This window comes from Streptomyces sp. NPDC005566 (genome assembly GCF_040605575.1).
Lineage (GTDB): Bacteria > Actinomycetota > Actinomycetes > Streptomycetales > Streptomycetaceae > Streptomyces.
The window spans coordinates 33,891-53,443 of the sequence record NZ_JBEXDB010000018.1 but is presented as its reverse complement, the minus strand read 5'-3'; the positions used below and the strand labels follow the sequence as shown (position 1 = coordinate 53,443).

The 19,553-nt window shown below is 70.1% G+C and carries 20 protein-coding genes; 15 read left to right on the top strand and 5 right to left on the bottom strand.

The genetic code is table 11. From position 1 onward, the window contains the following. Positions 1-55: 55 nt before the first annotated feature. The 3 genes from ABZS61_RS26450 to ABZS61_RS26440 all read right to left on the bottom strand — a co-directional run bounded on the left by ABZS61_RS26450 (position 56) and on the right by ABZS61_RS26440 (position 1,869). The gene (locus tag ABZS61_RS26450) at positions 56-658 is read right to left on the bottom strand and encodes a hypothetical protein (RefSeq protein ID WP_356426181.1); all 603 of its coding nucleotides are present in this window, start codon (positions 656-658) and stop codon (positions 56-58) included. Positions 659-809: 151 nt separating this feature from the next. Continuing rightward, complete coding sequence (locus tag ABZS61_RS26445) at positions 810-1,004, bottom strand: DUF397 domain-containing protein (protein WP_356426563.1); 195 nt, start codon at positions 1,002-1,004, stop codon at positions 810-812. Positions 1,005-1,017: 13 nt separating this feature from the next. Then, positions 1,018-1,869 (bottom strand): helix-turn-helix transcriptional regulator, encoded by an 852-nt coding sequence (locus ABZS61_RS26440; protein WP_356426178.1) that lies wholly within the window; start codon positions 1,867-1,869, stop codon positions 1,018-1,020. Between the two features lie 232 nt (positions 1,870-2,101). On the opposite strand from ABZS61_RS26440, the gene ABZS61_RS26435 reads away from it, so the two are divergent. After that, positions 2,102-2,563: an ATP-binding protein gene (locus ABZS61_RS26435; protein WP_356426174.1), complete on the top strand. Its 462-nt coding sequence runs from the start codon at positions 2,102-2,104 to the stop codon at positions 2,561-2,563. A 100-nt stretch (positions 2,564-2,663) separates the two neighbouring features. Further along, positions 2,664-3,872: a cell wall protein gene (locus ABZS61_RS26430; protein WP_356426171.1), complete on the top strand. Its 1,209-nt coding sequence runs from the start codon at positions 2,664-2,666 to the stop codon at positions 3,870-3,872. Positions 3,873-3,897: 25 nt separating this feature from the next. On the opposite strand, the gene ABZS61_RS26425 is transcribed toward ABZS61_RS26430, so the two are convergent. Then, positions 3,898-4,791, bottom strand: a complete 894-nt coding sequence (locus tag ABZS61_RS26425; RefSeq protein ID WP_356426168.1) for a phosphatidylinositol-specific phospholipase C domain-containing protein — start codon at positions 4,789-4,791, stop codon at positions 3,898-3,900. A 191-nt stretch (positions 4,792-4,982) separates the two neighbouring features. Between ABZS61_RS26425 and ABZS61_RS26420 the strand changes: the two genes are divergently transcribed. Then, positions 4,983-5,267 carry an AbrB/MazE/SpoVT family DNA-binding domain-containing protein gene (locus tag ABZS61_RS26420; protein WP_356426165.1) on the top strand — a complete coding sequence of 95 codons (285 nt, stop codon included), beginning with the start codon at positions 4,983-4,985 and terminating at the stop codon, positions 5,265-5,267. A 22-nt stretch (positions 5,268-5,289) separates the two neighbouring features. Next, entirely contained in the window at positions 5,290-5,607 is a 318-nt protein-coding gene (locus ABZS61_RS26415) for a hypothetical protein (protein WP_356426162.1), read from the top strand. A gap of 72 nt (positions 5,608-5,679) precedes the next feature. On the opposite strand, the gene ABZS61_RS26410 is transcribed toward ABZS61_RS26415, so the two are convergent. Next, positions 5,680-7,500, bottom strand: coding sequence for a bifunctional metallophosphatase/5'-nucleotidase (locus tag ABZS61_RS26410; protein ID WP_356426159.1), 1,821 nt, complete (start codon positions 7,498-7,500; stop codon positions 5,680-5,682). Positions 7,501-7,866: 366 nt separating this feature from the next. Here ABZS61_RS26410 and ABZS61_RS26405 point away from each other — a divergent pair, with 366 nt between their 5' ends. From ABZS61_RS26405 to pstA, 11 genes are all read left to right on the top strand, one after another. Next, complete coding sequence (locus tag ABZS61_RS26405) at positions 7,867-8,580, top strand: DUF4333 domain-containing protein (protein ID WP_356426156.1); 714 nt, start codon at positions 7,867-7,869, stop codon at positions 8,578-8,580. An 88-nt stretch (positions 8,581-8,668) separates the two neighbouring features. After that, positions 8,669-9,592, top strand: coding sequence for a mycothiol synthase (mshD, locus tag ABZS61_RS26400; protein ID WP_356426153.1), 924 nt, complete (start codon positions 8,669-8,671; stop codon positions 9,590-9,592). Between the two features lie 101 nt (positions 9,593-9,693). Further along, the gene (locus ABZS61_RS26395; protein WP_329208763.1) at positions 9,694-10,104 is read left to right on the top strand and encodes a GntR family transcriptional regulator; all 411 of its coding nucleotides are present in this window, start codon (positions 9,694-9,696) and stop codon (positions 10,102-10,104) included. Continuing rightward, positions 10,101-11,003 carry an ABC transporter ATP-binding protein gene (locus ABZS61_RS26390; protein ID WP_356426148.1) on the top strand — a complete coding sequence of 301 codons (903 nt, stop codon included), beginning with the start codon at positions 10,101-10,103 and terminating at the stop codon, positions 11,001-11,003. Before ABZS61_RS26395 ends, ABZS61_RS26390 begins: the two co-directional genes overlap by 4 nt. Next, positions 11,000-11,983: a hypothetical protein gene (locus ABZS61_RS26385; protein WP_356426145.1), complete on the top strand. Its 984-nt coding sequence runs from the start codon at positions 11,000-11,002 to the stop codon at positions 11,981-11,983. Before ABZS61_RS26390 ends, ABZS61_RS26385 begins: the two co-directional genes overlap by 4 nt. Positions 11,984-12,250: 267 nt before the next feature. Next, positions 12,251-14,503 (top strand): RNA degradosome polyphosphate kinase, encoded by a 2,253-nt coding sequence (locus tag ABZS61_RS26380; RefSeq protein ID WP_356426142.1) that lies wholly within the window; start codon positions 12,251-12,253, stop codon positions 14,501-14,503. Beyond that, on the top strand, positions 14,490-15,509 hold the full coding sequence (locus ABZS61_RS26375; protein WP_356426139.1) for a CHAD domain-containing protein: 1,020 nt from the start codon (positions 14,490-14,492) through the stop codon (positions 15,507-15,509). The genes ABZS61_RS26380 and ABZS61_RS26375 overlap by 14 nt, the downstream gene beginning before the upstream one ends. Beyond that, complete coding sequence (locus ABZS61_RS26370; RefSeq protein ID WP_356426135.1) at positions 15,506-15,937, top strand: NUDIX hydrolase; 432 nt, start codon at positions 15,506-15,508, stop codon at positions 15,935-15,937. The genes ABZS61_RS26375 and ABZS61_RS26370 overlap by 4 nt, the downstream gene beginning before the upstream one ends. A gap of 273 nt (positions 15,938-16,210) precedes the next feature. After that, complete coding sequence (gene pstS / locus ABZS61_RS26365) at positions 16,211-17,347, top strand: phosphate ABC transporter substrate-binding protein PstS (protein WP_356426132.1); 1,137 nt, start codon at positions 16,211-16,213, stop codon at positions 17,345-17,347. A gap of 127 nt (positions 17,348-17,474) precedes the next feature. Continuing rightward, positions 17,475-18,467: a phosphate ABC transporter permease subunit PstC gene (pstC, locus tag ABZS61_RS26360; protein ID WP_351166614.1), complete on the top strand. Its 993-nt coding sequence runs from the start codon at positions 17,475-17,477 to the stop codon at positions 18,465-18,467. Next, positions 18,464-19,552 (top strand): phosphate ABC transporter permease PstA, encoded by a 1,089-nt coding sequence (gene pstA / locus ABZS61_RS26355; protein WP_356426127.1) that lies wholly within the window; start codon positions 18,464-18,466, stop codon positions 19,550-19,552. Before pstC ends, pstA begins: the two co-directional genes overlap by 4 nt. Position 19,553: the final 1 nt, after the last annotated feature.

Here is a 19,553-nt window from a genome sequence, read left to right as displayed (position 1 = left end):
CACAGACGGCGGCAGAACTCGTCGGGACCGGCCCGGGTGAGCAGCCCCACAAGCCTCACATACCACTCGGGTGGGTGGAGAGCCAATCGGGATGTGCCGCCCTGAGGCCGGTGACGCTGGCGCTTGAAGCGTAGACATCCCCGCCTCCGTCGTACGGGTGGTACAACCAGCGAAGGTCGAGCGGAGCCAGCGTGACTCCCGCGATCACCTCATCAGCGACCAACCTCAACAGCGGGGAGAGCTCCCGCCTGGTGCGAGGGCGAACACTGACGTATTCGTGCTCGTAAACGATGTCATCCGGGAACTCATCGTCGTGGACGTGGCTGCCCCAGTGCCGGGCATCCGGGTCGACCTGCGCCAGTTGGGGCATGCGCGTGACGGGTTCGGCATCCCAGTTCCATTCACGGGTGATCACGTACAGCTCAGTGTCATGTGGCCCCAGCTCGTTCAGCACGGCGTGATGACGATCAAGCATGATTGCGTACTCGTCGTCGTTTTCGGGGTATCGCTTGGATCCGGGAAGACTGTGGAAGCGCACCCACCGATCAGGGTGGGCGTGCCGCATCTGAAGATCCCCGGGCAGGGCCGGCCATCGCTGTTCCCAGAGCACCGACAGCGCATCCAGATCCGGGACCTGCCGGTCAGGCAATTCGCTCATCGGCCCATGATCGACTGTCCGCACGGACTCCGGCAACGGCTTTGATATCGACCGCTCGGCGTACGCGAGAACGTCGGCCTGCAGCCCTCACACCGGTGAGTGTGCCGGGCAGGATTGCGCGGTCGAGTTCGAAGGCCCCCCGTGCGCCCGCTCAAGCCAGATCGTCGAACTCGCCCTCCTTGGCGCCGCCGAGGAAGGCCCGCAGCTTGGCGCGGGTGGTGCGTACGACCACGCCCGGGTGGTCGCTCTCGCGGAGCAGTATCTCGCCTTCGTGCTCGGCGAGTTCGAGGCAGTCCGAGCCCTCGGCGTTCGAGGACTTCGAGGACTTGCGCCATTGGATTTCCATGATCCTCACGCCTTCATGCTTGTTGTGCGATCTTCAGGATGAAATCCCGCGAACCGACTGGGTCGAGGGACCGCTCCTCGGTCCGGTCCAGAGCGAAACGCCAGTTCACCAGGCTCGTTTCGGCGTCCAGGAAGGACGAACCGGTCGCGGTGTCCACCTGCACGGTGTCGAGCTGCGGGACGACTCCGCACACGTAGTGTGCCGAACTGCTTGCGAACGGGAAGCCACCGGCAGCAAAGGGAATCACCCTGACGGTGACGTTGCCACGATCTGATTCAGTCAGGAGATGGGCAAGTTGGCCTCGCGCGACAGCCACGCCCCCGTAGGTCATCCGCAACGCCGCCTCGTGGATCAGGAACGTACAGGCGGGCGGGTCCGGCCGGTCGAGGACATCGCGGCGTTGCAACCGATGGGACAGCAGACGCCGTTGGCGTGTCGGGCTCGGCGGAGGGACACTTTCGGCGAAGACGCTGCGCGCGTAGCCCTCGGTCTGCAACAGACCCGGCATATACATGACCTGCACGGAGCGGATGGCAGCAGCGTGATGCTCCAGCTCGGCGAGATCGAGGGCGTCGGTCGCCAGCTCGCCACGGTAGTGCTCCCACCATCCGCTCACCCGCTCTCCGGCCATGGCGGCGAGCGCATTGACGTACGCCTCGTCGGGGCACTTGTAGTGGTCGGCCCACATGCGAACCCGCTGAGGGCTCACTCCGAACCGTCCGGACTCCGTGTTGCTGACGGTGGTGCGGTCTGCTCCCAGCCGCTCGGCAGCCTGGGCGAGCGTCATACCCGCGCGCTCCCTCAACCTCCGTAGTTCGGAGCCGAGTCGGCGCTGCCGCACCGTGAGCAGCTTCCTTGGCGGCATCAAGATCTCCCTTCCCTCGAATCCCAGTCTGGCCGTACCCGAACCACTGCGCGCTCGTTACCCAGAACATCGAGGCGTATCACTAGTTATGCGGCAAGGTACTTTCGTTAGCACCCCGCGCAGCGCACGGGCCCCTCGACGTACGACCACACGGACGCGCCCTCTGACGGGCACGCCCGCACGGTCAACGAGCAGCGCGCCAGTTCGGATCGCATCACGTGGGGAGACCGACATGACCAGCGCCAACACCACCGCACCCTCCGCATCACCACACCGGCAGGACGGCGAGAACTACCGGCTCTCCCTCCCCAACACCGCACGTTCGGCCGGGATCGCCCGGCACTTCGTCGCCTCGCTGCTCACCGGCACCCCGCACAGCGGCATCGTCGACGACGCCCGCCTCTGCGTCACCGAGGTCGTGGCCAACGCCCACCGCCATACCCGCACTTCGCTGATCCGCGTCCATGTGGCGGTCGGCCCGGAGCAGGTGACCGTCTCCGTCGCCGACGACGCGCCCTGGACCGCGCCCCCGGCAGGCGGGGTCCGCACCGGCCCCGCGCAGGAGCGCGGGCGGGGGCTGTTTCTCCTGGAGGCACTTGCCCTCGCGTGGGGATCGGACGTCTGCGGGTGCTGCGCACCCAGCCACAAGGCGGTCTGGTTCACGCTCTCCGGGGACGCGAGAACTGCCGCATAGCGCTCAGCTCGCGCGCCCGCACGGCGTTGAGGCCTACCGCCCGCCGTGATCCACCGGCAGGCCTGGTCGTCGGCCCGCCCCGCCCCTACTACGGACCCTGATGCGCCGCACCACCGGCGCGGCTTCGCGCTGCGCTCCTCCGGCATGCCCTGATCCGGTATGGACCCGCGTTCCCCGCGCCTCGCAGGAGGTCGACTCGACGTCCGCCCGCCGCTCCCAGCCGCGCGCGTGGCTGCCCGCCGTGACGTGGCTGGTCGGCGCGGGCCTCCACCCGCGCGCGGGCGGGACCACGCTCGCCGTGGCCCGGGATCTCGCGGCGCGGATGGACTACCGACTGGGACTCGTCCTGTACGACCTCGAAGGCACCGCTGCCCGGTGCGGAGTGTCGACGGCGACGGTGAAGCGCCATGTCCGGGTGCTGCGGGAGCTCGGCGCGCTGGCCTGGCACAGACACGGCAGCAAGAAGAACCTGAGGCTCCCGGGCCGCTCGTACACGGCCACGGCAACCATCTACGCGGCAACGATCCCGGCAGCGTACGACACCGCCATGGGGCACCGGCTCGACGGCACCGGCTACGGCGCCCGGCTGCTCGGAGTGACGGCCGAGGGGCGGATGCGCGCGGTCGGCGCCGGCCGCGCCACCCCACACCCTGTGGACAACCGGCACCAAGGCGCGGTCCGTCCCGCATCGCGTGCACCCCATTCTCCTGTGCCCCACCACGATGTGCCTCGCGCTGACCTTGACGGTGGGATCAACTACACCTCGCGGGCGAACCGCAGCACCAGGAGAGTCAGGGGGAGTGGTGGCCGCCCCTCGCCCCGGAGCCCGTGGCAGGTGGCCCGCGACATCGGGATCGCCCGGCAGGTCCGGCCCCTCGTCGGCTGGACCCGGCGCGAAGGACTCCGCCGACTGGGCTTCGCGCTGCGCCCGTTGATCGACCGGGGCCTGGAGGCGCACGACATCGCGGCCGAACTCATCGGCCTGGCCGTCGACTGGCGCCCCGCACGGCCTGCCGCGTACATCACCGCCGCTCTCGCCCGGGACCGGCGTCCCGAAGCCGCCCGTCGGCCGGACGAGGAGCTCACAGCCGACCCGGCCGCTCACCAGGAGTGGCAGTGGTGGCTGAACAACCGCCGGGCCGACACCCCGGCGCGTACGGACGACGACCGCCGCCACGCCCGGCTCTACGCCTGGGACCGGTGGCACGAGGTGGCCGCCCACTACGACCAGGACCCTGACGACGCCCTGGACCTGTACGGAACCCGGCTGTGCGCCTACGCCGTCAAACGGGCCGCGCGCACCGCCTGACCCCGCCGCCACCGGGTCCGACGCCTCAGCCCGCCGGGTTGTGCCGAATCAGTGACTCGACCAGCCCCGACCGGGTCGCCGGATAGTCGAGCGGGACGATGCCGAGCCCGGTCCAGCCCGTCGCCTCCGCCCCGTCGAGGAACGAGTGGACCTGCGGGTTGAGCCGGTCGGAGTTCCAGCGCGGCGGCATCAGGGCGGCGGTGCTCACGTAGTTCATGAACAGCTTGCCGGGCTGCTGTGCGGCCTTGCGGAACTGCGCCTCGATCTTCGGGTACTTGCCGAACGGCTCGGCCATGTAGTCGTCCTGGATGTCGAAGAGCGCGGAATCGGCGTACCGGACCCCCGGCAGGCCTCCGTTGTCGGCGAGCAGCACGACCTTGCCCCGCGCCCCGCCGAGGTCCGGGAGCGCGGAGTCGAGGCGCAGGAGCGGGCGCCAGCCCTTGCCGTCGAGGTAGATGTCGAAGATCCGCCGGAACGCGGCGTCGCTCTCCTCGGAGTACTCCTGCTTGACCCGCATCAGTACGGTCTCCGACGGCCGCTGGGCCAGGAAGTCCCGGCAGGCGCCCAGGACGTCGTCGAAGTTCAGGTTCTGGTACGAGGCCCCGTGATGGATGGCGTACGCGTCGCCGCTGATCCGGCAGCGTATGTCGAGGAAGCGGATGCCACTGTTGAGCTGTTCGGCGATCGTGGTGTTCTGGCATGCCGTCCAGGGGCCGCCGTAGCGCGCACCCGAGTTGTGCGTTCCCGGGATGGTGAGGCGTCGCAGCGGGGTGGCGTCGGCGATGCCGGCCATCCAGTCCTGGGTGCCGAGGACCCTCGCGGGTGCGGAGTGGGCGGGTGGCGCGCCGAGAGCGACTCCGGCGGTGGCGGCGAGGGCTCCGGTGAGGAAGGTCCGGCGTGTGGTGGTGTACGGACTCATGCGGATGCGTCTCCGGTCAGCCGTGGGGGGAGCGGGCCTGAATTATGACGGGTCCACTTCAATCGCGGAACAGGACCGAACCATCTCCACCCCGCCGTCCCGGATGGAAAATTACGAATTTCGCAAATTTTCAATCTTCGAGATTGCGTGATACGTTGGCTGGGATGGCGACAGAGGTAGGAGGTCATCACATGACTACGGCCACGGCCACACTGCGCACGAACGGGCAGGTCACGCTGCCCAAGGCCATTCGGGCCGCCCTCGGGGTGGAACAGGGCGACGAGCTCGAGTTCGAGATCACCAGCGCCGGCGAAGTGACGGTGCACGGACTCACCAAGATCCGCTCCGACCAGGCCTGGTTCTGGACCCCCGAGTGGCAGGAGGGTGAGCGCAGGACCAGCGAGGACATCGCTGCCGGGCGCACCACCGTCCACGAGGACACGGACAGCATGTTCGCGCACCTCGACGAAGACTGACCCCTGACACCGGGAGGCCCGATTGCCGACTTTCGAGACGACTGCCCACTTCAAGCGCGACTTCAAGGCCCTGAAGCCTGAGGAGCAGAAGCGCTTCGAAGACGTCATCCGGAAGAAGTTCGTTCCGGATGTGGAGCGAGGGCAGTTCCGACCCGGGCTCCGGGTCAAGCCGGTTCAGGGCATCTCCCTGCCGCAGGGCGCGCGCCCTGTCATGGAGATGACATGGGCTCCCGACGGTCGTGCCACCTGGCAGTACGGAGACGAAGTCCGTCCAGGAGTAACGCACATCCTGTGGCGCCGCGTGGGAGGACACGAGATCTTCGTCCCCGGACCGGCCTGAACAAGCCGATGGCCCGCCACTTCCCGTGGCGGGCCATCGGTGTCCCTGGGCCCGTTCCCGGGCCGTGCAGGGCTACTGCACGATCGTGATCCGGTCCGTGGCCGGCGGGGCCAGCGGCGCGGCGGCCGTGGAGTGCGCCGCCAGGTAGGCGTTGAACAGGTCCAGGTCGGACGGGCCGACCAGCTTGTTCGTGCCCTGGCCGAGGGCCGCGAATCCGTCGCCGCCGCCCGCGAGGAACTCGTTCATCGCGACGCGGTACGTCTTCGCCGGGTCGATCGCCTCACCGTTCAGCCGGATCGAATCGGCGACCACACGGTCGGCGCCGGCCTTCGTGAGGTCGAGGGTGTAGGTGAGGCCCTTCGAGACCTGGAGGATCTTCGGCGAGGCCGCGTTGGAGCCGCTGACCTGCTGCTGGAGCGCGGTGACGAGCTGCGCGCCGGTCAGGTCGACGACGTTCATCATGTTGGTGAACGGCTGGACGGTGAACGCCTCGCCGTACGTCACCACTCCGGCGCCCTCGCTGCCGGACGGCGCGTACACGAGGTCGGAGCGGATGCCGCCCGGGTTCATGAACGCGACGACCGCACCGCCCTTGTCCGCCGGGGCCAGGCCCTCCAGCTGGGCGTCCGCGATCAGGTTGCCGAGAGGCTTCTCGGGGGCCGTGGAGCCGCGGCCGTTGATGTCGGCGGAGATGAAGCCCTGCGGCCGGTTCGCGATCGGGGCCGCGAGCGTGTTCCAGCGGGCGATCAGCGCCGTCATGTCCGTGGCCTTGGCCTGGTCACGGGTGACGACGTGGTTCACCGACGTCGCCGACTTCACCGACGTACGGACGATGTCCTTGGTCCTGCGGTCGTAGGTGAGCGTCGTGTCCGTGTAGACCTTGCCGAACGAGGAGGCCGAGGTGACCATGCGCGGGTTGCCCGCAGGGTCCGGGACGGTGCACACGTACGCCTGGTGGGTGTGGCCCGTGACCAGGGCGTCGACCTTCGGCGTGATGCCCTTCGCGATGTCGACGATCGGCCCGGAGATGCCGTCACCGGCGCCGGGGCTGTCGCAGTCGTAGTTGTACGAGGAGGAGGCCGGGGCCCCGCCCTCGTGGATCAGCGCGACGATGGACTTGACGCCCTGGCGGTCCAGTTCCTTGGCGTACTTGTTGACCGTCTCGATCTCGTCGTGGAACTTCAGGCCCTTGACGCCGTTGGCCGTGACGATGTTCGGCGTGCCCTCCAGGGTCACCCCGATGAAGCCGATCTTGACGCCGTTCTTCTTCCAGACCGTGTACGGCTTGAGGATCGGCCTGCCGGTCTTCTCGGCCGTCACGTTGGCCGCGAGGTACGGGAAGTCCGCGCCCTTGAACTTCTTGCCCTGTTCGTAGCAGCCCTCGACCGGGTGGCAGCCGCCGTTCTGCAGACGGGCCAGCTCGGTGGCTCCCTCGTCGAACTCGTGGTTGCCGACGGCCGTCACGTCGAGGTCGAGGCCGTTGAGCGCCTCGATCGTGGGCTCGTCGTGGAAGAGCCCGGAGAGCAGCGGGCTCGCGCCCACCATGTCGCCACCGGCCGCGGTGACGGAGTACGGGTGCCCCGCGCGCGCGGTGCGCAGCGAGGTCGCCAGGTACTCGACGCCACCGGCCGGGATCGACTTCACGGTGCCGTCGGCCTGCGTCTCGCTGACCGATCCGGCGGAACCGGCCGGCGGCTCCAGGTTGCCGTGCAGGTCGTTGAAGGAGAGCAACTGGACGTCGACGGTACGGGACTTGTGGCCGTGACCGTGGCCGTGCCCTCGGTCATGGGCGCCGGCCGGCATCGCGGCGACGAGCGCGCCGACGGTGGCCAGACCGGCCGCGGCGGCGAGCACCCGCCTGGACGCGCGGTTCTTCTGCGGAGTCGCTGACATCGGTCCCCTTGTGAGTTCAGCGGAGGGTGGTGAATCGGTATCACATGCGAGCCGCAGCCTAGAGTCAACGCGCGTAGCGCGACAGGGTTACGGGGTTACGACCTGGTTGCTTCCTGGTCCAGAAGCCGCGTAGCAAGCAAACCTCACATATCGCGCCGGGCACCTCATCTGACGGTGCGCCACTGTCACGGTTGCACGACAGGAGCGCCACAAGCTGATCAGCGCTACGCGCGATGCATCCACGTCCGGTGCGCGCTTCGGGTCCCACCGGCCCTGAAATATGCCGTGATTCCCGCTGTAACCGCACGTCGAGGCGGCCCCGCGCAGCCGGCCGGCCTGTCGGCAGCACCCCATATTCTCCGCCTCATGAGGAATTCGAAGTTTTTGGTGGCCCTGCTCGCAGCAGGCCTGCTCACCGCCGGCTGCGGGTCCGACGACGGCTCCGCATCGGGGTCCGCGTCCGGAGGAAGCGAGAAGTCCGGGGACGCCGCCGCACAGGGGAAGGCCCTGCCGGTTGTCGTGGACGGCCCCCAGAAGGACGTGCTCAAGAGCGGCGACAAGGGCCTCAAGGTCACTCCCGCACCCGCACGCGGAGCGTCGTTCACGAAGCAGGTGGAGCACCGGCTGCGCGAATCGGTCCTGTTGTCCACCAAGGTGCCGGGCACGACAGCGGCCGACTGCCCGGACGGCGTGACGCAGAAGGCCGGTGCGGTCAGCACATGCACGGTGACGTACGAGGGGGCGGAGATCCCCTACGAGGTCACGATCAGCGACTCGTACCGCGAAGGCAGCTTCATCACCTCCTACACCGCCGAGCCCGGCAAGGGCCTGCTGGTCGCGAAGGTGGTCTACCACCAGTTCAACGAGCAGTACGGTGCCGCTTCCGGGCGCAGCGACGCGAGCAAGCTCTCCTGCGACGAGATCCCGGCCGCGAAGGCCTACGACTTCGACACCGACTCCGGTTACACGTGCACGTTCTGGAGCGAGTACGGCGGTGACGGCGACGGCGGCTACAAGACCCTGCGTGTCACCGTCGGCCCGGCCGGCTACAACGCGCCCGGCTTCGAGGAAGTCGAGTAGGGCCCCGCACCCGCTCGGTGGGGCCGTTCCCCCGGCGCCGGACGCGACGGCATGGAACGCCCCACCCCCGCCCCGTACGCTCGTACCCATGACGACTGACGTACCCCTCCCCGCCCCCGGCCGGGCGATCGAGACCCTCGACGCGCTCACCTCCGAGCAGGCCGACGCCGTCCTGGCCCTCCTCGGCGAGGCGGCCGGGACCGACGGCAGGGAGGCGGTCTCCGAGCAGGGGCGGCTCCAGCTCAGGGGCGGGCACCGCGAGGGCGTCCGGCACTTCCTGCTCACCGCCGACGGGACACTCGCCGGGTACGCGCAACTGGAGGACACCGACCCGGTCGAGGCCCCCGCCGCCGAGCTCGTCGTCCACCCCGCCCACCGGGGCCACGGGCACGGCCGGGCCCTCGGCGCCGCCCTCCTCGCCGCGACCGGGAAGCGGCTGCGGGTCTGGGCGCACGGCGGCAAGTCGGCGGCCCGGCACCTCGCCCAGGTCCTCGGCCTCTCCCTCTTCCGGGAGCTGCGCCAGCTCCGCCGGCCCCTGGACTCGATCGACATCGCCGAGCCGGTCCTGCCTCCGGGCGTCACCGTCCGCACCTTCGTGCCGGGCCGGGACGACGCGGCCTGGCTCGCCGTCAACCGGGCGGCTTTCGCCCACCACCCCGAGCAGGGCTCCCTCTCCCAGCGTGACCTGGACGACCGCAAGGCCGCGCCGTGGTTCGACGCGAAGGGCTTCTTCCTCGCCGAGCGCGACGGCGCGATCATCGGCTTCCACTGGACGAAGGTGCACGCCGAGGAGCAGCTCGGCGAGGTGTACGTCGTCGGCATCCTGCCCGAGGCCCAGGGCGGCGGCCTCGGCAAGGCGCTCACCGCGATCGGGCTGCGCCACCTGGCGGCGCAGGGGCTGCCGAACGCGATGCTCTACGTCGATGCCGACAACCCGGCGGCCCTGTCGGTGTACGAGCGGATGGGTTTCGCCACGCACGAGGTCGACCTGATGTACCGCACGGAGTCCTGACACCGGGCAGCTCCGTCAAGGGCCCTGGGGGCGGCGTCGCTTGACGCCGCCCCTTCTTTGCGACACCCTTTCACTACTCAATTAGTGAAAGGGTGGTGAACATGGCCGAGTCCGCAGCGGTCGAGTTCCGCATCGACCGGCGCAGCGGCGTCGCCACCTACCTGCAGATCGTGCAGCAGACCAAACAGGCCCTCCGGCTGGGCGTGCTGGAACCCGGCGACCGGCTGCCCACGGCCCGCGAGGTCGTCGAGGCCACCGCCATCAACCCCAACACCGTCCTCAAGGCCTACCGCGAACTCGAACGCGAAGGTCTCGTCGAGGCCCGCCGCGGCCTCGGCACCTTCGTCCGCCGGACCCTCGGCAGCGCGGCCGCCGCGGGCGACGCACCGCTGCGGGCCGAACTCGCCGACTGGGCCCGCAGGGCCCGCACCGCGGGACTGGACAAGGACGACGTGAGCGCTCTCTTCACCGCCGTACTGGACAGCACATTCAAGGGGGACCAGGACTCATGACAGGCGCCGCGATCGAGGCGACCGGCCTCGGTATGAAGTACGGGCGAAAGGCCGGGTGGGCGCTGCGCGACTGCTCGTTCCGGCTGCCCGCCGGACGGGTGTGCGCCCTCGTCGGGCCCAACGGTGCCGGGAAATCCACCCTGCTCACCCTCGCGGCGGGCCTGCTCCGGCCCACCGAGGGAACGGTGCGGGTCCTCGGCTCCGCCACCCCCGCCGAGGCCCGGCCGCGTATCGCCTACGTGTCCCAGGACAAGCCCCTGTACCCGCAGTTCACCGTGGCCGACACCCTGTGGGCCGGCCGGGAGCTCAACCCCGCCGCCTGGGACGGCGAGGCCGCCGGACGGATCGCCGGACCGCTCCCGCAGGACGCGAAGGTCCGCACGCTCTCCGGCGGGCAGCGCACCCGGCTCGCCCTCGCACTCGCGCTGGGCAAACGGCCCGAACTGATGCTGCTGGACGAGCCGATGGCCGACCTCGACCCGCTCGCCCGGCACCAGCTGATGGGCGTCCTGATGGCCGAGGCCGCCGAGCACTCCACCACCATCGTGATGTCGTCGCACATCCTCACCGAGCTGGAGGGCGCCTGCGACTACCTCCTGCTCGTCGACGGCGGCACGGTCCGGCTCGGCGGCGAGAGCGACGACATCGTCGCCGCGCACGCCGTACTCACCGGCCAGGTCCGCGACCTCGCCCCGCACACCGTCGTCGAGTCACGTACGACGGGGCGTCAGCTCACCGCACTCGTACGGAAGGAGGGCCCGGTGGACCTCACCGCCTGGGACGTCACGGAGCCTTCGCTGGAGGAGCTCCTGCTGGCCCACCTCCGCTCCCCCGAGGCTCCGCCCCTCCTCACACCGAGCGCGTCCCGCATACCGAACCAGGCGGAGGCCTCCGTATGAGCACCCTCACCCCCCTGCGCGGCCCCGCCCGCGTGGCCGTGCGCCAGCACCGGCGCGCCCTGCAGATCGCGGGCCTGGTCGCCGTGGCCGGAATCATCGTCCTCGTCGTCTTCGCGCTGCGGACGTCCCACGTCATGGACACGTTCGCGGCGGGCCCCTGCGAGGCCTCGGGTGTCTCCGGCCCCGAGTGCGACCAGCGGATCAGGGACTTCAGCGACGCCATGTACCTGTACAGCAGGGTGCTGACCTACGCGTCGCTGATACTCACGGTCCTGCCCGGGGTCGTCAGCGCGTTCGTCGCCGGCCCCGTGATCGCCAGGGAGCTGGAGAGCGGTACGTACCGCATGGCCTGGACCCAGTCCGTGACACCCACGCGCTGGCTGGCCGCCAAGCTCGCCGTCCCGGCCGTGCTGCTGGTCGCCGGTGTGTCCCTGCTGTCCGCCGTCTTCACCTGGGCACGGCCACGGGCGGGCGTCGAGAGCCCGCTCTACTGGTACGAGGCACCGGTCTTCGCCGCGACACCCCCCGCGGTCATCGGCTGCACGCTGCTCGGCATCGCCGTGGGCGCGCTCACGGGGCTGCTGGTGCGCCGCACGGTGGCCGCGATGTCGGTGGCCGCACTCGTCATGGGCACGGTGATCACGACGCTGGCGAGCCTCCGGAGCAGCCTCTGGCCCCTGCGGACCGTGATCCGCCCGACCGAAGGGAACTCAGGCATTCCGAACACCTCCTGGGTCATCGACCTCGGCCGGGTCACCGGCAGCGGTGAACGGCTGCCGTGGGAGGTGTGCCTGCCGCGGGCCGACGAGACGTTCATGAAGCGATGCCTGACCGAGCACGACGTCACCGGCGCCTACCTCGACTACCACCCCGCCTCGCACTTCTGGCCGCTCCAGCTCGTCGAGACAGGCATCCTCCTCGCCTTCGCCGCCCTGGCCCTCGCACTCGCCTTCCGCGTGCTGCGGCGCCGCCACGGCTGAGAAACCTCCCTGTCCGGGCCCGGGGGGTGCCCGGACAGGGAGGACACATACGGTGAACGGGGACACCCCCGCAGTCACACCGCTTCCTGCATGTCATGTCGCCGTTACCAGCCATTCAGACACGCTTGCGACCCTCACGGGATGCAGCCAGCTCTGCCCACCCCCCGCAACGGGAGCGAACCCGGTCCTCCGCCCTCTCCCGCATCTTCCGTGATCTTTAACGGCTCCGACGCGCCCCTGGAGCCGAACGCACGGAAGAATAGGTCCATGAGCCAGCAGCCCAGCTCCGAGGTCCCGGTCCAGCCCGCCCAGCCGTCGGTCGGCTCCCTCGCCGCGCACCGGCCGAATGCCGTCGCCGGCTCGTCGTCCGCGCCCGCGGGCCTGTCCACAGCCGCTGACCTGGACCCCGATCTGGACAACGACGCCGACGCGTACGAGCCGGAGACGGACGGCGAAGAGCTGCCGCAGGGCCGGTTCCTCGACCGGGAACGCAGTTGGCTCGCATTCAACGAACGAGTGCTGGAACTGGCCGAGGATCCCGCCACCCCACTCCTCGAACGGGCTAATTTCCTCGCCATCTTCGCCTCGAACCTGGACGAGTTCTTCATGGTCCGGGTGGCCGGACTCAAGCGCCGTATCGCCACCGGCGTCGCCACCCGCTCCGCGTCCGGCCTCCAGCCCCGCGAGGTCCTCGACCTGATCTGGACCCGCTCGCGCGAGCTCATGGCCCGGCACGCCGCCTGCTACCAGCAGGACATCGCGCCCGCACTCTCCGACGAGGGCATCCAGCTCATCCGCTGGCCCGAGCTGACCGAGAAGGAACAGGCCCGCCTGTTCACCTTCTTCCGGCAGCGCGTCTTCCCCGTGCTGACCCCGCTGGCCGTCGACCCCGCGCACCCCTTCCCGTACATCTCCGGCCTCTCGCTCAACCTCGCCGTCGTCGTACGCAACCCGGTCAGCGGCCACCGCCACTTCGCCCGCGTCAAGGTGCCGCCGCTGCTCACCCGCTTCCTGGAGGCGTCGCCGCAGCGCTACGTCCCCATCGAGGACATCATCGCGGCCCACCTCGAAGAGCTCTTCCCCGGCATGGAGGTCCTCGCCCACCACATGTTCCGGGTCACCAGGAACGAGGACCTGGAGGTCGAGGAGGACGACGCCGAGAACCTGCTCCAGGCCCTGGAGAAGGAGCTCATGCGGCGCCGCTTCGGCCCGCCGGTGCGCCTGGAGGTCGAGGAGTCCATCGACCCGTACGTGCTGGACCTGCTCGTACGCGAGCTGAAGATCTCCGAGACCGAGCTCTACCCGCTGCCCGGCCCGCTCGACCTCACCGGGCTGTTCGGCATAGCGTCGCTGGACCGGCCCGAGCTGAAGTTCCCCAAGTTCATCGCGGGCACCCACCGCGATCTCGCCGAGGTCGAGTCCGCCTCCGCGCCCGACATCTTCGCCGCCCTGCGCGAACGGGACGTGCTGCTGCACCACCCGTACGACTCGTTCTCCACGTCCGTCCAGGCCTTCCTGGAACAGGCGGCGGGCGACCCGGACGTCCTCGCGATCAAGCAGACCCTGTACCGGACCTCGGGCGACTCCCCGATAGTGGACGCCCTGATCGACGCCGCCGAGTCCGGCAAGCAGGTCCTCGTCCTCGTCGAGATCAAGGCCCGCTTCGACGAGCAGGCCAACATCAAGTGGGCGCGCAAGCTGGAGGAGGCCGGCTGCCACGTCGTCTACGGCCTCGTCGGCCTCAAGACCCACTGCAAGCTGTCGCTCGTCGTACGCCAGGAGGGCGACACGCTGCGCCGCTACTCCCACGTCGGCACCGGCAACTACCACCCCAAGACCGCCAGGCTGTACGAGGACCTCGGCCTGCTCACCGCCGACCCGCAGGTCGGCGCGGACCTCTCCGACCTCTTCAACCGCCTCTCCGGCTACTCGCGCCGCGAGACCTACCGCCGGCTGCTGGTCGCCCCGAAGTCCCTGCGTGACGGACTGATCGCCCGCATCAACAAGGAGATCACCCACCACCGCGCGGGCCGCTCCGCCTACGTCCGCATCAAGGTCAACTCCATGGTCGACGAAGCGATCATCGACGCCTGCTACCGGGCCGGGCAGGCCGGCGTGACGGTCGACATCTGGGTACGCGGCATCTGCGCGATCCGCCCCGGCGTCAGCGGGCTCTCCGAGAACGTCCGGGTCCGCTCGATACTGGGCCGCTTCCTCGAACACTCCCGGGTCTTCGCCTTCGGCAACGGCGGCGAGCCCGAAGTCTGGTTCGGCAGCGCCGACATGATGCACCGCAACCTCGACCGCCGGATCGAAGCACTGGTCCGGGTCACCGACCCCGCGCATCGCGCCGCCCTCTCGAGGCTCCTCGAAACAGGCATGTCCGACACCACGTCCTCCTGGCACCTGGGTCCCGACGGGAACTGGACCCGGCACGCCTCGGACGCGGACGGCCAGCCCTTGCGGCACGTACAAGAGATGCTCATCGACGCACGGAGGCGCCGGCGTGCGACGCCCTGACCAGCTGACGACGACGCAGGCACCGGACCTCCCCGCCGAGGACGTCCTCGCCCCCTACCTGCGGGAACAGGCCGCCGGCTTCCTGCGGAGCCTGCGCCTGCACCGCGAGCACAGCGCCCCGACGGACGCCGGCACGCAAGGGGCCGAGAAGGCCGCCGGTTCGCTGCGCCGCTCCGCACGCCGCATCAGCGGCACACTGCACACCTTCCGGGGCGTGGTCGACCCGGTCTGGGCCGACCAGCTCCGCACGGAACTGGCCTGGCTCTCCGGCACGCTGGCCCGCGAACACGCCTACGCCACCCGGCTGGCCAGGCTGCTGGAAGCACTCCACCAGCTGTCGGGCGCCTCGCTCCCGGCAGCGCGGGCGGCAGCACCCGCGGCCGACGAGGACTCCGGCGACACCCGCGACAAGGAGCGAGCAGCGCTCGGCGTCGGTGCGGCGCGGGCCGGGGCCCTCCTCGAACGCCGGCTGACCCTCGCCAGGACCCGCGCCCACTCGGCGGCGCTCCAGGCGCTCGGCTCCTCCCGCTTCCACGCGGTCGCCGACGCCGTCGCGCTCCTCGCCTCCGACGTCCCCCTGGCGCCCGCCGCCGCGGCCCCGGCCGCCGACGTGCTGAACGGCCCCGCGGAGCGGGCCGAGCAGCGGATGCTCGGTGCGGTGGCCGCGCTGCCGCCCGACGAGACGGTGGAGCCGTACAACGACGCGCAGGACGCGCTCTGGCACCAGGCCCGCCTGCTGCTGCGGCTGCACCGGTACGCCCACGAAGTGGTCCAGGGTGCCTCCGATCCCGTGCTCGCCGGGGCGGGGCACGCACTCGACCTGCACCGGGACGCGGCGGAGGCCGCCGCCGCCGCGGAGGCCGCCGCCCGCACCCCGCGGATCGCCCCGGCGACGGCGTACGCCCTGGGGGTGCTCCACGCCGACCAGCGGCACGAGGTGGAGGCGGCGCGCAGCGTGTTCCGGGAGACCTGGCCGTACGCGGTAGCCACGGTGACGGCGCCGTGAGCCACCACCCGGGCACCCACGCCGACGGCCCCGTTCTGGCCGCGGGCTGCGTGCTGTGGCGCCGGTCCCCGTACGACGGAGGACTGGAGATCTGCCTGGTCCACCGGCCCCGCTACGCCGACTGGTCCTACCCGAAGGGGAAGCTGAAGCGCGGCGAGACCGCGCTGGAGGGTGCCCTGCGCGAGGTCCTCGAGGAGACGGGCCACCGCTGCACCCCGGGCTCCCGGCTGCCCACGTCCCGGTACCTGGTCAACGGGCGTCCGAAAGAGGTCACCTACTGGGCGGCCGAGGCGGCCGGCGGCACGTTCGTACCCAACGACGAGGTCGACCGGCTGATCTGGCTCTCCCCCACGGCCGCCCGCAACCGCCTCACCCACCCCCGCGACCGCGACCAGCTGGACGCGTTCATGGAGACGCCCACCGCCTGACGCGGGACGGCGAGCTGTCCTCGGGCCCGGCCGCGCACCCCGGCCCAGGACACCGGCCCGGCGACGAGGGCACCTCCCCCGCCGGGCCTTTAGCACCGGAACCAGCCCGCCCGGCACGGTTCACCTTCCGTTCACCCTGCCCCGTAGGCCGCTTCACCTGTTCTGCCTAATTTCGGACGTACACGGTGCACGGCGCCACGCCACGCACCATTCCTCATCGCACGCCGCCCCGCACCACCAGCCGCGGCGGCTCCTGGAAGGAACACCCCGAAAGTGAAGCTTCAGCGCAAGAACCGGCTTCGTGCCACCGCGCTCGGTGCCCTCGCCGTCTCCGGCGCCCTGGTCCTCACGGCGTGCGGTTCGGACGACAACACCGGTGCCGACGCGAACGGCGGCACCAAGACCAGCGCCGCCGCGTCGAACATCAAGTGTGACGGCGCCGAGGGCCAGCTGCGCGCCTCCGGGTCGAGCGCCCAGAAGAACGCCATGGACCTCTGGGTCAAGAACTACATGGCGGCCTGCTCGGGTGTGGAGGTCAACTACAACTCCTCCTCCTCCGGCGAGGGCATCGTGGCCTTCAACCAGGGCACCGTCGGCTTCGCCGGCTCGGACTCCGCCCTGAAGCCCGAAGAGGTCGCCGAGTCGAAGAAGATCTGCAAGACGGGCCAGGGCATCAACCTCCCCATGGTCGGCGGCCCCATCGCGATCGGCTTCCACCTCGAGGGTGTCGACAAGCTCACGCTCGATGCCCCCACGCTCGCCAAGATCTTCGACACCAAGATCAAGAAGTGGAACGACCCGGCGATCGCCAAGCTCAACGACGGCGTCAAGCTGCCGGACAAGGCCATCCAGCCCTTCCACCGCTCCGAGGACTCCGGCACCACGCAGAACCTCGGCAAGTACCTGAACGCCGCGGCCGCGAGCGACTGGAAGTACGAGGCCGAGAAGAAGTGGCCCGCGCCCGGTGGCCAGGCCGCCTCCGGCTCCTCCGGTGTCGCCACCCAGGTCAAGCAGGTCGACGGCTCCATCGGTTACTTCGAGCTGTCCTACGCCGCCTCGCAGGACATCACCACCGTCGACATCAACACCGGTGGCGCCGCCCCGGTCGAGGCCACCTCGGAGAACGCCTCCAAGGCCATCGCCGCCGCCAAGGTCAAGGGCACCGGCAAGGACCTGGCGCTCGACCTCGACTACACCACCAAGGCCGAGGGCGCGTACCCGCTGGTCCTGGTGACGTACGAGGTCGTCTGCGACACCGGCAACAAGGCCGAGACCCTCGGCACGGTCAAGTCCTTCCTGACCTACGCCGCCTCCGAGGACGGCCAGAAGGTCCTCTCCGAGGCCGGCTACGCGCCGATCCCCGCGGAGATCAACGCCAAGGTCCGCGAGACGGTCGCCGCCCTCTCGTAACCCGTACCGCGCACGACGCATACGGCAGGCCGGTCCGGCGCACCCCTCCGGACCGGCCCGCCACCAGCCCCATCCGGTGCACCGCCGCCAGGGGAGCCGCCGCTCCCCCACACAGACCGGAAAGACCATGGCTTCCACGACACCGCTCGACATCCCACCGGCTCCGCCGGCCACGCGCGGCCGCCCCAGGACCACCGGGCGCGCCGGCGACAAGATCTTCCTGGGCCTCTCGCGGGGCTCGGGCATCCTGCTGCTCGTGATCATGGCGTCGATCGCCGTGTTCCTCACCTACCGCGCCGTCATCGCGATCTCGAAGGACGAGGGCAACTTCCTCACCACCTTCGACTGGAACCCGGCCGGTGACCCGCCGGTCTTCGGCATCGCGGTCCTCCTCTTCGGCACGGTCGTCAGCTCGATCATCGCGATGCTCATCGCGGTTCCGATCGCTGTCGGCATCGCCCTCTTCATCTCGCACTACGCGCCGCGCAGGCTGGCCGCCCCGATCGCCTACGTCATCGACCTGCTCGCCGCCGTGCCCAGCATCGTCTACGGCATCTGGGGCGCGCTCGTCCTCGTGCCGTACCTGGAGGGCCTGAACCTCTGGCTCGACCAGTTCTTCGGCTGGACGTACATCTTCGAGAAGACCGAGGTCGGCGTCGCCCGCTCGCTCTTCACCGTCGGCATCCTGCTCGCGATCATGATCCTGCCGATCGTCACCAGCGTCAGCCGCGAGGTCTTCCTCCAGGTCCCGAAGATGAACGAGGAGGCCGCGCTCGCCCTCGGAGCCACCCGCTGGGAGGTCATCCGCCTCTCGGTACTGCCCTTCGGCCGCTCCGGGATCATCTCCGCCTCGATGCTGGGCCTGGGCCGGGCGCTCGGCGAGACGATGGCCGTCGCCACGGTCCTGTCGCCGAGCTTCCTCATCTCGCTGCACGTGCTCAATCCGGGCGGCGGGACCTTCGCGCAGAACATCGCGGCCAAGTTCGGCGAGGCCGACGAATTCGGGCGTGACGCCCTGATCGCCTCGGGCCTCGTCCTCTTCGTCCTCACCCTGCTGGTCAACGGCGCGGCCCGGCTCATCATCGCCCGCCGCAAGGAGTACTCGGGGGCCAACGCATGAGCCACGCCACCACCACCGACGTCCAGGACAAGCGTCCGCGGACCTCGCCGGACCACCGCAAGGGCAGCCTCAGCAGCCGCAGCCTCCCCCGGTGGGCGCCGCTCGGATTCGCCGCCGTCGCGATCGCGCTCGGCGTCGGCATCAGCATCGCCGCCGGCTGGCACAGCCGCGTGCAGTGGGGCCTGGTGTCCGCCCTGCTCTTCCTGGCCGTCTCCTACGTCGTGACGACCGCGGTCGAGAACAAGCGTCAGGCCAAGGACCGCCTCGCCACCAGCATCGTCTGGGTGTGCTTCGTCGTCGCCGTCGTCCCGCTCGCCTCGCTGCTGTGGACCACCATCAGCCGCGGCTCCGAGCGCCTCGACGGGTACTTCCTCACCCACTCCATGGCCGGAGTCCTCGGCTCGGAGGACAGCGGCGGCGTCTACCACGCGCTGATCGGCACCCTGGAGCAGGTCGGCATCGCCACGGTGATCTCCGCCCCGCTCGGACTGCTGACCGCGGTCTACCTCGTCGAGTACGGCAAGGGCGCGCTGGCCAGGTCCGTCACCTTCTTCGTCGACGTGATGACCGGGATCCCGTCGATCGTCGCCGGCCTCTTCATCCTGTCGATCATGCTGATCGCGAGCATCGAGCCGTCCGGCCTGATGGGCGCGCTCGCCCTGACGATCCTGATGATGCCGGTCGTGGTCCGCTCCACGGAGGAGATGCTCAAGCTCGTCCCGAACGAGCTCCGCGAGGCCTCCCTCGCCCTGGGCATCCCCAAGTGGCGCACCATCCTGAAGGTGGTCCTCCCCACCGCGATCGGCGGCATCACCACGGGCGTCATGCTCGCCATCGCCCGTATCGCGGGGGAGACGGCACCGATCATCCTGCTGGTCTTCGGCAGCCAGCTGATCAACACGAACCCCTTCGAAGGCGCCCAGTCCTCACTGCCGTTCTACATCTACGAGCAGTACAAGGTCGGCGAGGCCGCGTCCTACGACCGTGCCTGGGCCGCAGCCCTGGTCCTGATCGCCTTCGTCATGATCCTCAATCTGGCGGCGCGCGGTATCGCCCGCTGGAAGGCCCCGAAGACCGGTCGCTGAC

Excerpts from the sequence above, each read along its gene's own strand:
- mshD (WP_356426153.1), top strand. The coding sequence starts at position 8,669 with ATGACGACTGACGTACCCCTCCCCGCCCCCGGCCGGGCGATCGAGACC.
- ABZS61_RS26390 (WP_356426148.1), top strand. The coding sequence starts at position 10,101 with ATGACAGGCGCCGCGATCGAGGCGACCGGCCTCGGTATGAAGTACGGG.
- ABZS61_RS26380 (WP_356426142.1), top strand. The coding sequence starts at position 12,251 with ATGAGCCAGCAGCCCAGCTCCGAGGTCCCGGTCCAGCCCGCCCAGCCG.
- ABZS61_RS26425 (WP_356426168.1), bottom strand. The coding sequence starts at position 4,791 with ATGAGTCCGTACACCACCACACGCCGGACCTTCCTCACCGGAGCCCTC.
- ABZS61_RS26440 (WP_356426178.1), bottom strand. The coding sequence starts at position 1,869 with ATGCCGCCAAGGAAGCTGCTCACGGTGCGGCAGCGCCGACTCGGCTCC.
- ABZS61_RS26435 (WP_356426174.1), top strand. The coding sequence starts at position 2,102 with ATGACCAGCGCCAACACCACCGCACCCTCCGCATCACCACACCGGCAG.
- pstC (WP_351166614.1), top strand. The coding sequence starts at position 17,475 with ATGGCTTCCACGACACCGCTCGACATCCCACCGGCTCCGCCGGCCACG.
- ABZS61_RS26410 (WP_356426159.1), bottom strand. The coding sequence starts at position 7,500 with ATGTCAGCGACTCCGCAGAAGAACCGCGCGTCCAGGCGGGTGCTCGCC.
- ABZS61_RS26445 (WP_356426563.1), bottom strand. The coding sequence starts at position 1,004 with ATGGAAATCCAATGGCGCAAGTCCTCGAAGTCCTCGAACGCCGAGGGC.
- ABZS61_RS26430 (WP_356426171.1), top strand. The coding sequence starts at position 2,664 with ATGCGCCGCACCACCGGCGCGGCTTCGCGCTGCGCTCCTCCGGCATGC.
- ABZS61_RS26395 (WP_329208763.1), top strand. The coding sequence starts at position 9,694 with ATGGCCGAGTCCGCAGCGGTCGAGTTCCGCATCGACCGGCGCAGCGGC.
- pstA (WP_356426127.1), top strand. The coding sequence starts at position 18,464 with ATGAGCCACGCCACCACCACCGACGTCCAGGACAAGCGTCCGCGGACC.
- ABZS61_RS26420 (WP_356426165.1), top strand. The coding sequence starts at position 4,983 with ATGACTACGGCCACGGCCACACTGCGCACGAACGGGCAGGTCACGCTG.
- ABZS61_RS26405 (WP_356426156.1), top strand. The coding sequence starts at position 7,867 with ATGAGGAATTCGAAGTTTTTGGTGGCCCTGCTCGCAGCAGGCCTGCTC.
- ABZS61_RS26450 (WP_356426181.1), bottom strand. The coding sequence starts at position 658 with ATGAGCGAATTGCCTGACCGGCAGGTCCCGGATCTGGATGCGCTGTCG.
- ABZS61_RS26385 (WP_356426145.1), top strand. The coding sequence starts at position 11,000 with ATGAGCACCCTCACCCCCCTGCGCGGCCCCGCCCGCGTGGCCGTGCGC.